Raw genomic sequence first — 11,338 nt, 5'->3', positions numbered from 1 at the left:
GGGGGGGGGATTGTAACGTGGTGCACCTAATGCTATCCATATTATCGGTGATGTCGCCCCCCGCGCGGGGGCGTGGATTGAAACACTGATTTTGGTTTGGTATTCGTTGGTGAAAAAGTCGCCCCCCGCGCGGGGGCGTGGATTGAAACCACCTTTCCCCTAAATCTGAATATTTTTTTTCGGTCGCCCCCCGCGCGGGGGCGTGGATTGAAACTGGTCCAAATACTCTAGGACGGCCTGATAAGTAGTCGCCCCCCGCGCGGGGGCGTGGATTGAAACAAATCAATGGAGAATGGCGACACAACTGAGATGGTAACAGCCTGGGTAGGTCACAGCATTTTCCAGCGATGGCGCATTCATGGATGCGGGTCAGGAATTAATACATCTTTTACATAGGCTTGTTACATTTTTTTCATACGTTGGAACAATTTTTAGGATATATTTTTTTTAAAAACAGATGAGTCCCGCTGCATTATTTTTCCTGCCTGACTAATAACTATTTTAATTTATGATGTAAACAAAAAATGTCGTTGTGATGGCATGAGATTTGCTGTGTATTTCTGTCAATATCATTAATTGATAAGCTGTGACCATCGACCATTTTGCCTGGATCATTGCTGGATTTGTTTTGAATATGCATCCGACATTGAAACAGTATACGAAACCGGTACACCGCTTTCCTTCTATAGAGGGTGAAGGATGGTAGCTCAGCTTTTCGTCGATGGCGAGTTGGTTAAGAGAAGTAGTACATAACCCAAAAGGATATAAGGGGAAATGATGATTAACAAAATGGTTGCAATAGTGGCGATGGGAGCGATGCTGTTTGGGATGGCAGGAGTGGCGAGCGCAACGCTTTATACGGATTTATACAAGCCACTGAAACCAATAGAATTAGGTAGAGGCGATGGCGCCAATGAGGGGGTTTTAGCATGGACACATTCCATGCCAACTGATTTTGATTCGGATACTTTCAATTCAGCCACACTGACCCTTTTTATTCACAATTTTGGCGACGAAGATAACAGTGGAACTGTTACAGTGGAAGCGTTAGGTCCTATTGAAAATTGGACGCCAAATAACAACGGTAACGGCCAGATGAAGTGGACCTCGGATATTAGCAATATTATTGATGCCGGGTTAAGCGGAGAGTTTGACGTTGTTTTCTCTTGGTATACCAACGACACAACAAAAAATGGGAAGACTGTTGACAAATATCTCAGGTTTATGAGTTCTACCTTTGAGCTTGATAACGTGGATACTGTCGCCTTAAATACCGGTATATCGCCAATTCCCAATCCCGAACCTTCCACCATGCTTCTTCTCGGTTTGGGTCTGCTCGGTCTTGCTGGAATAGCCAGAAAGAAAATGAAAAAATAATTCGACAAATCAGTTCAAATACCAAAAGGCAGGGTCAGAAAGGGCGCTGCCTTTTTTATTGCGTACAGATCGGGCAAACGACTCGATACCTCCCCGGCGGATAAAAGTGAGGTGATGCTGTGAGTATGTTCCGGTAGGAGATTGATTTTTTTACGAGATCATCATAGATTAATGCCTTCAGGGAAATGGCCTTACTGACGCCTTCCAGAATGTTTTCCAGGAACGATTTTCCTTGCTTTTTGTATCGCGAATGTTATATCACATGTTATAAAATTAAATCAGAAGCTTGCGGCCCTGACGATGAGAGGTTCACCGAATGGACAATGAAGATCGAAGTTTGTCGACCTTAACAAAGGAAATCCGGCGGCAGCTCGCCTTGAGCCAGGAGGACTTGGCGCGGCGGTTGAATGTCAGCTACGCAAGCGTAAATCGGTGGGAAAACGGACAAACCATGCCCTCCAAGCTTGCCAAGGCGCAGTTGGGCGCCTTTTGCAAAAAAATGATCAAGCAGGGTAAGTTGACGCTGCCGGACAACCTGATCGACTCAGCGGGATTTAGCCAACACTAGGAAGCGACGTTTTTCTAAAGCCTTTGGGAGGCCATTTATAGACCGAATGGCCCAGAATAAACAGCTTACAGCGAAATGCATTAACGAAGATCAATTCGGTATTCACCTTGTGCTCAGCGCGGATTTTACGGTCAAGGACAGCGATACCTTGGTCATCCTGGGCGAATAGTCGGATTTGGTAAAAATCGGAGAGCTCATGTGAGGTAAAGAAGGATGGACGGCGCTGTCTTCAGCAATCCTGGCATGACCATCGCGTTGGCAATGGCTCTTGGCATGATCGCCCAAGCCCTGGCCCACCATCTGCGTGTGCCGGGCATCGTCCTGCTGCTGGTCGCAGGTGTCGCTTTCGGTCCGGACGGGGTCGGTCTTGTTCATCCGGAGTCCCTCGGTGCCTCACTGGACATTCTCACGGGCTTTGCCGTGGCCGTAATTCTGTTCGAAGGCGGGATCAATCTTAAATTCAGGCAGCTTAAACGCGCCCGGCGTTCCATCCGCCAGCTGATTTTATTTGGCGGGTTGGTGACGGTGGCCGGGGCAGCTGCTGCTGCGCGTCTGGTCATGCACTGGCCTTGGAAGAGCGCCATCCTGTTCGGGACGTTGGTCATGGTGACCGGCCCCACCGTGATCAACCCGTTGTTGAAGCGGTTGAAAGTCAAGCGCTCGGTGGCCACGGTGCTGGAAGCCGAAGGGGTGTTGATCGACGCCGTCGGCGCGGTGGTGGCCACGGTGGCCCTGGAGGCCGCCTTGAGCCCGGCCCACGCTTCGCCGCTGATGTGGGGATGGCATGTGGTTTCGCGGCTCGGTTTCGGCGCCATGACCGGAGGACTGATCGGCGCGTTGCTGCTGTTCCTTTACCGGGTCAGGCGGTTGATTCCCGAAGGAACTAAAAATGTGTTCACGCTGGCCGCCGTATTGGCCCTGTTTCAAGGGAGCAACCTGATCCTGGCCGAAAGCGGCATCGCCGCCGTGACCATGGCCGGCATCGTCATCGGCAATGTCAGCTCCTCTGCGTTGCAGGATCTGGCGGAATTCAAGGAGGAACTCACCGTTTTGCTGATCGGCATGCTTTTTGTGCTGTTGGCCGCCGATGTGCGTTTGGTCCAGGTGATCGGGCTTGGTTGGCCCGCGGTGGGGGTTGTGCTGGTGTTGATGTTTCTGGTCCGTCCGGCGGCCGTGCTCGTTGGGGCTAGCTTTTCCGAATTGACATGGAAAGAGCGGTTTTTCATCAGTTGGATCGGCCCCCGGGGAATCGTTGCCGCGGCCGTGGCCTCTTTTTTTGCTGCTGCTTTTACTGAAAAGGGATTGTCCGGCGGCTACGAACTGCGGGCGCTTGTTTTTCTGGTCATTGCCGTTACGGTTGTGTTCGCCGGGATGACCGGCGGTTTGGTGGCCGGCCTTCTGGGCTTGCGGCGTCCCAGCCAGGTGGGCTGGGTCGTACTCGGCGCCAACGCCCTGGCGCGGGGCCTGGCCAAATTATTCAAAGAGGATGGTCAGGAGGTAGTCTGCATCGATTCCAACGCGGACCATTGCAAGGCGGCTGAAAATGACTGCACGCGCGTGATATACGGCAACGGTCTTCAGGCTAGATACCTGCTGCGGGCTGAAATCGATACCCGCCGCGGCGCCCTGGCCCTGACCGGCAATGACGAGGTGAATTACCTGTTCATACAAAAAGTAAAGGAAGAGACCAAAACGATTTCCCTGTGGGCCGCCCTGAAAAGCGATTCAGCCTCCCTGAGCGCCAAGATGCTCCACAAGTCGGGTGCCGTGCTGGTCTTCGGTGCTACGGTCGATGTCGACGCTTGGGACCGTCGTTTTAAAGCAAGGCAGGTTCAGCTGCAGCTGTGGCAGTGTGTGTCGGGTCATTCCAGGAACACCGACAGCAGCCTGATGATGACCCGGTATCCGGGAAACGGAATGATCGCTGCCGCCTTGCGCAGAAACAACAGGCTATCGCCCATCGGGGACGACCTACGGTTCAAAAAAGAAGACAAGGTCTATTTTTTTGTGTTCGAGACCGAGGCGGAGGCGGTCGCTGACTTTCTGACCCGGGAAGGATGGCGCTGCCTCGAGCAAGTCGATAAAGATGAGTTTACTACCTCAATTTGTCGACTTGAAGCGAAAAGTTGAAAGGCGAACCGTCATCCTTCCCCTTACTCCTTCTTGGACGGCTGGCTATCCAACAATCCCTTGAACAAAGATTTCACATCCTTTTCGATCGGCTTAAGCTCCTCTTTCTCGAATAGTTTTTTTACTTTTTCAGATTCGAAAACCTTTTCTTCCAGTTGCTTCTTGGCAACTCCACGAAGGTCCGGCAGGAACTGGGGAGAAGAAAAGGTGCCCTTGACAAGAACCGGAATCATCCGTTCCGAATCCTTCATCTTCCGCGCATCTTCCTTGCTCGTAGTGATGACCGTTGGTTCGATGCGAAAATCCAGCGTTTCCTTAACAAGATCCGCCTGCCCAGCGGCCTGCACACGAAAAAGCGTGGAGACGATTTTGGTGTCTTCGGTACTTATCGTACCGTCCTTTATGGAGATCGGTGCGATGAAATTCGAAAATATCGTTTTTCGGCCGTCCACGGCCTTTTGCGTCAGGCCGAAGGCTCCGTCTGTGTTTCGAACCATGGACACCAGATCAATGCCTTTGATGGCACCGTCTTCAATCAGAACCTCTCCTTTTCCGTTCAGGTTTTTCTTGATGTCGGTCGGGTCTTCTCCTTTGGTCTGAATGGTCATTTCTGTTCTCAGTTTTCCCGCCATCAGGTCCCGGTCCACAAGGTCTTTTATCATGGGTCCGACATTGATTCCGCTGGACTTCACTCCCAGACGGAATTCCGGTTTCGCGCGACTGAAATTCAAAGTTCCATTGACGGCCAGGTCGCCTTCGTACATTTTCAGATTCAACGGATCTATGTGAAACACACCGTTTTTCCCCCCAATCCTCATCTGCATCTCCCGGATAACGGTTTTATCCACCTTGAGTTGACCGATCTTCATACGTCCATCCAGAACCAGGCTCCGAAGGGGTTCGTAGTCTGTTTTTGCTTTTTGGGTCGCGGATTCGGATTGTTCCCCGGTATTTGGTTTGTCTTCGGCCCTCTGTTCAGTAGCAGGGGGCTTATATCGATTGAGATCCATCTGATCCATGTTCAGCTCGAATTGGATATCCGGTCTGGAAAACTCGCTGCCCGCAAAGGAAAATGTTACTTTTGAATCATCGAGTTCCAGCAGCCCTCCACTGATGAAAATCTTATCCGAACTTCCCTCCATATCCAACTTACATGCCACTCGGTCCAGTGCGGAAGGCCCCGTGGCCTTAAAAATGTCCTGGCCGAACGCAGCTGCAACTTTTTTAGGTGAAAATGCAGAGACATTCATATTTATAGTAAATCCGGGAGAAGTCATCATATCCGTCACATCACCCTTCAAACGGATGGTTACCTGTTCCAGGAGATTGAAAGTCAGATCCAGGGGAATGGTCCCCTTACCCGGGTCTTTTCCCACAGGCCCGATGTCCCCTTCCATGACAACCTTGTGCTTTTCCGCCAGAACGGAAAACACGACATGGAGGGGCCTATCCAGTGAAAGATCCTGAATTTTCAGGTTAATATTCGAAACGCTGAAGCGCTTGTTCCGGGAATCGTCAATCCACAAGAGGGATCCATCCATGATGGCAAATTCATCTACCATGAGGGCGTCAATGGGTATATTTCCACGGCCGTTCGTCTCGGAAGGCCCCGCAGGTTTCTTATCCTTTTTCGAGGGCACGACCGAATCGGTTTTTCCTTTTAATTCCCAGTTGGTCAAACCGTTTTTGTTCTTGATAAGAACAATCCGAGCCCCATCCAAAATAAATCGTTTCACCTGGATATCCTTGAACCCGCTCAGGAGAAAAGGCATGAATTTGATTCGCGCTTCAAACGATTTCACGATCAGGATATTTTTTTCCTCAAAACCTGCTGGGTTTCCCAAACTCACATCCCGGGCCTCGATGGATGCCCAAGGAAAAAGACTGACCCGGAGTTCCCCCTTCATTTCAAAGGGGCGGCCAGTGACATCAGAAACCAATCTTTCGATTTGAGGCGAAAATTTCTGAAAATCCAAAAACATCGGAATGATAATGAGGGAGAGAAGGACAAAAGCCAGACCTCCGGCAAAAAAAAGGACCCATTTTATGCCCTTTTTCATGGATATCTTCTCCTTGTGCGATGTACTACACTTTCAAGCCGTAAAAAGACAATACATCAGGTGAGTCTGATTTATCAATAAATGATATCTCTTGGCCATAAGACACAATAAGCTATCCTTAACAAATTTAAAAAGAAAATCATTTTGAATTTCCTTTTCTCTCATTGGGCCGCGGGGTTCGGACCAATCCCCTTCGTTTCCACATGTCATAGACGACCGGTATAATCACGAGCGTCAAAACCGTGGAGGAAATCAGTCCGCCCACCATGGGGGCCGCGATTCGCTTCATGACCTCGGAGCCGGTTTCCGTGCCGATCATCACCGGCAAAAGCCCGATGAGGGTGGTGGAGACCGTCATCAGCTTCGGCCGGACACGTTCCACGGCGCCGTCGATGACCGATGCGGCTAAATCCGCGGTGGTTTGCATCCGGCCTTCGCGTTTCCGGCGATCAAACGCCTCGTCCAGATACACCAGCATCACGACACCGGTCTCCGCGGCAAGACCGGCCAGCGCGATAAAGCCCACGGTGACCGCCACGGACAGATTGTATCCCAGAAGATAGAGCAGCCATACGCCGCCCACCAGGGCAAACGGCAGACTTGCCATGACAAGGGCCGCCTCGGTGATGTTCTGGAAATGGATATACAACAGGATAAAGATCACGACGAGCGTCACCGGTACAATGATATTGAGGGTTTTTCTCGCCTTTTCCATATACTCGTATTGACCGGACCAGACCATGGAATAGCCGGTCGGTAGTTGGATTTCCCGATCCACGACCGCTTTGGCGCGCTTTACATACGAGCCCACATCAACCCCCTTGATGTCAACGTACACCCAGGCGGACTGGCGCGCGTTCTCGCTCTTGATGCCGGCCGCACCCTTGCGGATGGCAACATCGGCCAGCTGAATCAATGGAATCTGCGCACCGGTGGGTGCGGGCACCAGCACTCGCTTGAGCTGTTCGATATCATCCCGGAGCTCCCGGTTATACCTCAAGTTGACCGGATAACGCTCCAATCCTTCCACGGTCATGGTGATATTCATGCCGCCGATGGCCGTCATAATGACATCCTGAACATCTCCCACGGTCAATCCATAGCGGGCGATCTGATCCCGGCGAATTGTAAAATCGAGATAATTCCCGCCGGTGACCCGTTCGGAATAGGCGGATAAGGTGCCGGGAATTCCGCGCGCCACGGCTTCAATCCGTGCGCCGAGTTCTGAAAGCTTTTCCAGATTCGGCCCCATGAGTTTGATGCCCACAGGCGTCTTTATGCCGGTGGAAAGCATGTCGATCCGTGTCTTTATCGGCATGGTCCAGGCATTGGTCAGCCCCGGAAACTGAATGGCGGCGTTCAAATCGTCTATCAGCTCCTCGGTGGTGATATAGCGCGCTTCGGGCCAAATCCAGGCCAGCGGTTTTTTAAGTAAGGCCGGCCAAGAGGAGAAAAACCGATCGATTTTCTTTTTTCGCCATTTCCCAATGACCTTCCCGTTTCTTTCCTCGGGAAGGACCCATGTGAGCGGCTTTTTCAGCCATCCGGGCCAGCCTGAGAAAAACCGCTTGACCGGTAGCTTTTCATATTCAACTTCCTGCCGGAGCATGATCGTCGTTTCAATCATGGAAAGCGGCGCCGGGTCTGTCGCAGATTCGGCCCTGCCGATTTTGCCCAGGGTATGGTGCACTTCTGGAAAGCTCTGGATAATTTTATCGGTTTGCTGCAACAGTTCTTTGGCTTTTGTGATGGATATGCCGGGCAGGGTGGTCGGCATGTAGAGAAGATCCCCCTCGTTCAACGGCGGCATGAATTCGCTGCCGAGATTGGCCATGGGAAACCAGGTGGCGGCCAACACCCCCAGGGCGATCGCCACCGTTGTCTTTCTCCGCTTGAGAACCCATTTGATGAGGGGCAGGTAGAGACGGATAAAAAACCGGCTGATGGGGTTTCGCGCCTCTGGAAGGATTCTCTGGCGTATCAGGCACGCCGCGGCAAATGCACTCACCCCGAGGGCGGCAACTAGCGCCCACTCAGGCGGCTGCCAATCAATGAATGCACCCAAAATCGCTGCCGCAATGACCAGGACAACGGGCCCGGCGAGCGCTGCGATACTGATCCTGCGACGACGTTGCGGGGAGGTCTCCAGGGAGAAGGTATCCTCACGAATGAAGAGGGTCATGAGCACCGGCACAAGGGTGATGGCCAGAATCGACGAGGCGGCCATGGCAAAGGTCTTGGTGAAGGCCAGGGGTTTGAAGAGCCTGCCCGATTGCTCCTGAAGGCTGAACACCGGCAGAAACGACACGGTGATGATGAGGAGGCTGTAAAAAAGAGCGGGCCCCACTTCCTTGGCGGCCGCCAGCATAATCTCCGCGTGCGGCTTTTTGCCTTGATCCCTTTCCAGATGCTTATGCGCGTTTTCAACCATTACGACCGATGCATCCACCATGACGCCGATCGCGATGGCGATGCCGCCGAGGCTCATGATGTTGGCATTGATCCCGATCCAACGCATCACCAGAAGCGACATGAAAATCCCGATGGGCAGGGTAAAAATCGCTACGAAAGCGGATCGGAAATGCAGCAGAAAGATCATACAGATGAGGGCCACCACGATCATTTCTTCGACCAGTTTTTGAGTCAGGGTTTCCACCGCCCTCTCAATGAGCCCGGAGCGGTCATAACCGTCCACGATTTGAACGCCGGCGGGAAGTCCTTTTTCGAGGGATTTCAGTTTTTCTTTTACCTTACGGATCACTTCCAGGGCGTTTTCCCCGAAACGCATCACCACAATCCCGCCAACGGTTTCTCCCTCGCCGTTCCATTCGAGAATTCCCCGCCGAAGCTCGGGTCCTATCTGCACGTTCGCAATATTTTTCAAAAGGATGGGTGTTCCCATCCGGTCCACGCCCACGGCGATCTGCTCAAGATCCTCAAGGGATTTGATATAGCCGATACCGCGCACCATGAACTCGGTTTCTCCCATCTCTATGAGCTTTCCGCCGACATCGCGGTTGGATCGCTGAATGGCCATCCGGACCTTCTGAATGGGAATATCGTATGCCTGAAGCCTGTCCGGGTCGACCTCCACCTGGTACTGCTTGACGAAGCCGCCGATGCTGGCCACCTCGGATACGCCCGGTACGGCCGTGAGCTCATAGCGCAGATACCAGTCCTGAATGCTTCTGAGTCGTTGCAGGTCATGCGTGCCGCTGGTATCCTGCAGGACATACTCGTACACCCACCCGACGCCGGTGGCATCCGGCCCCAGGCTCGGGGTGACCCCTGCGGGCAGACGTCCCGCGACGAAGTTCAGGTATTCGAGAACCCGGGATCTGGCCCAGTACATATCGGTGCCATCCTCAAAAATGATATACACAAAGGAATAACCGAAAAATGAATACCCCCGGACCACCTTTGAGAAAGGGACGCTCAACATGGCGGTCGTCAGCGGATAGGTCACCTGATCTTCCACCACCTGGGGCGCCTGGCCCGGATACTCAGTGTAAATGATTACCTGAACGTCCGAAAGATCCGGTATCGCATCGAGGGGGGTGTGGACAATGGCCAGAATCCCGCCCAGTGTCAAAAACACGGTCGCAAGAATCACCAAAAACTTGTTTTTTATGGACCATTCGATTATTTTATCGATCATCGCGTCAACCTGTCTGTAGTCCGCTCACTGAAAAGATTTTCGGTATCCTAATTCATGTCGTCAAAAAAATCGTCCGCCGGTTTCGTAGGCTCTTCTTTCGGTCGTTTCGCTTCCATCATCTTCTGCACGGCCTCTTTCAGTTTCGATTCGGAGTCGAGCAGAAACTGGCCGGAAGTGACCACAGTCTCTCCGGGTGCGAGCCCGGAGAGGACTTGCACCATCCGGCCGTCCAGGGAAAGCCCGAGGGTGACCTCCCTGGGGGAAAATTTGTTGTTTTCCCGGGTGACGAAGACGACATTTCGTTTGCCGGACCGAATCACCGCTTCCGAGGGAATGATGAGCCCCTCGCCCTTTTTATTGCTTTGGATCTGGACATCGGCGTACATTTCGGGTTTGATGGAAAAATCCGGATTGTCGAACTCGAGAAGGACCACGATATCCCGGGTTTTTGCCTGAAGATAAGGATAGATAAACGAAACCTTGCCCTCAAATGATGTGCCCGGCTGATACGGTAAGCTCATGATCGCCCTTTGTCCCTCCGCCACCCAGGGAAGCTCGTATTCATAAATGTGCACCTCCACCCAGACCCGGCTCAGATCGGCGATTCGATAAGTCATGGTACCCGCCTTGATAGCGCTGCCCCGTTCCGCGTTTTTCATGGTCACAATGCCGCGAAAAGGTGATCGAATGGTCAGCGTCTTCTCGATCCGTCCGGTGGCCTCGATTCGCTGAATTTCACTTTCAGGGACGTCAAAATATTCCAATCGCTTGCGGGAGGATTGGAGAAAAGATCGGTTGCCGGTGCTTCCGCCGCTTCTCCTGAACGCGGACAGGTACTCTTCCTGTGCGGCCAGCAATTCCGGAGAGTAGATTTCGAAGAGCGGCTCGTCTTTTTCGACCTGTTTTCCGGCGAAATCGACATGTATCTTTTCAATCCAGCCGTTTATCTTAGGACTGATCTGAGCGATGCGCGTCTCGTCATAGGTGACATGCCCGTAGGTTCGAATGGTTCGGGTCAAGGCCCCCTTTTTCACCTTTGCGGTCCGGATTCCCATGTTCTGCTGGGTGACCGGATCGATGGAGACGGCCACGCCGCCCACGACTTCATCCTCATACACCGGCACAAGATCCATGCCCATGGCGCTTTTGCCGGGTTTGTCGTAGATTTCCATTGGATTCATGGGCGCCCGCCAGTAGGCGATTTTCCGCTCGGCCGTCCCCGTTTCCTGCGCGGCTGCGGCTGCGCCATCATCGCGTTTGGGCACGAGTTTCATGCTGCAAATGGGGCAAAGACCGGGTTCTTCCTGAATGATCCAGGGATGCATGCCGCAGGTCCAGAGCGTTTTCTTCTCGCCGGTGGCCTCGTCGGTGACCGATACGCCGTGGGACGGGTGAAAACCGAACATGTACACGGCGCCCATCGTCAGCGCCAGCGTAACGACCGCGGTCACCGCTACCACGAAAATCGCGGATCGGAAGCCTTTTTTGCCGCTGTCTTTTATGATGGCCATCATTTCCCTCCCATGCATGCTTTTTTTATCTCAA

At 52.6% G+C, this 11,338-nt stretch carries 7 protein-coding genes; 4 read left to right on the top strand and 3 right to left on the bottom strand.

What is annotated here, in order from left to right; all coding sequences use genetic code 11:
• The first annotated feature begins 774 nt into the window (after positions 1–774).
• The 4 genes from RBT11_18315 to RBT11_18300 all read left to right on the top strand — a co-directional run bounded on the left by RBT11_18315 (position 775) and on the right by RBT11_18300 (position 4,075).
• Entirely contained in the window at positions 775–1,377 is a 603-nt protein-coding gene (locus RBT11_18315; protein ID MDX9788739.1) for a PEP-CTERM sorting domain-containing protein, read from the top strand.
• 316 nt (positions 1,378–1,693) lie between these two features.
• Positions 1,694–1,945, top strand: a complete 252-nt coding sequence (locus RBT11_18310) for a helix-turn-helix transcriptional regulator (GenBank protein ID MDX9788738.1) — start codon at positions 1,694–1,696, stop codon at positions 1,943–1,945.
• A 46-nt stretch (positions 1,946–1,991) separates the two neighbouring features.
• Positions 1,992–2,114: a hypothetical protein gene (locus RBT11_18305; protein ID MDX9788737.1), complete on the top strand. Its 123-nt coding sequence runs from the start codon at positions 1,992–1,994 to the stop codon at positions 2,112–2,114.
• Between the two features lie 44 nt (positions 2,115–2,158).
• On the top strand, positions 2,159–4,075 hold the full coding sequence (locus RBT11_18300) for a sodium:proton antiporter (protein MDX9788736.1): 1,917 nt from the start codon (positions 2,159–2,161) through the stop codon (positions 4,073–4,075).
• Between the two features lie 23 nt (positions 4,076–4,098).
• Here RBT11_18300 and RBT11_18295 read toward each other — a convergent pair whose 3' ends face one another.
• The 3 genes from RBT11_18295 to RBT11_18285 all read right to left on the bottom strand — a co-directional run bounded on the left by RBT11_18295 (position 4,099) and on the right by RBT11_18285 (position 11,307).
• The gene (locus RBT11_18295; GenBank protein ID MDX9788735.1) at positions 4,099–6,135 is read right to left on the bottom strand and encodes an AsmA family protein; all 2,037 of its coding nucleotides are present in this window, start codon (positions 6,133–6,135) and stop codon (positions 4,099–4,101) included.
• Between the two features lie 139 nt (positions 6,136–6,274).
• Positions 6,275–9,793 carry an efflux RND transporter permease subunit gene (locus tag RBT11_18290; GenBank protein ID MDX9788734.1) on the bottom strand — a complete coding sequence of 1,173 codons (3,519 nt, stop codon included), beginning with the start codon at positions 9,791–9,793 and terminating at the stop codon, positions 6,275–6,277.
• 47 nt (positions 9,794–9,840) lie between these two features.
• Positions 9,841–11,307, bottom strand: a complete 1,467-nt coding sequence (locus RBT11_18285; protein ID MDX9788733.1) for an efflux RND transporter periplasmic adaptor subunit — start codon at positions 11,305–11,307, stop codon at positions 9,841–9,843.
• Positions 11,308–11,338 lie beyond the last annotated feature (31 nt).

The organism is Desulfobacterales bacterium, from assembly GCA_034003325.1.
Classification (GTDB): Bacteria; Desulfobacterota; Desulfobacteria; order Desulfobacterales; family JAFDDL01; genus JAVEYW01.
Note: the sequence above shows the minus strand (reverse complement) of the source record. Positions and strands in the feature narration are given on the sequence as shown.

Excerpts from the sequence above, each read along its gene's own strand:
- RBT11_18305 (MDX9788737.1), top strand. The coding sequence starts at position 1,992 with ATGGCCCAGAATAAACAGCTTACAGCGAAATGCATTAACGAAGATCAA.
- RBT11_18295 (MDX9788735.1), bottom strand. The coding sequence starts at position 6,135 with ATGAAAAAGGGCATAAAATGGGTCCTTTTTTTTGCCGGAGGTCTGGCT.
- RBT11_18300 (MDX9788736.1), top strand. The coding sequence starts at position 2,159 with ATGGACGGCGCTGTCTTCAGCAATCCTGGCATGACCATCGCGTTGGCA.
- RBT11_18315 (MDX9788739.1), top strand. The coding sequence starts at position 775 with ATGATGATTAACAAAATGGTTGCAATAGTGGCGATGGGAGCGATGCTG.
- RBT11_18290 (MDX9788734.1), bottom strand. The coding sequence starts at position 9,793 with ATGATCGATAAAATAATCGAATGGTCCATAAAAAACAAGTTTTTGGTG.
- RBT11_18285 (MDX9788733.1), bottom strand. The coding sequence starts at position 11,307 with ATGATGGCCATCATAAAAGACAGCGGCAAAAAAGGCTTCCGATCCGCG.
- RBT11_18310 (MDX9788738.1), top strand. The coding sequence starts at position 1,694 with ATGGACAATGAAGATCGAAGTTTGTCGACCTTAACAAAGGAAATCCGG.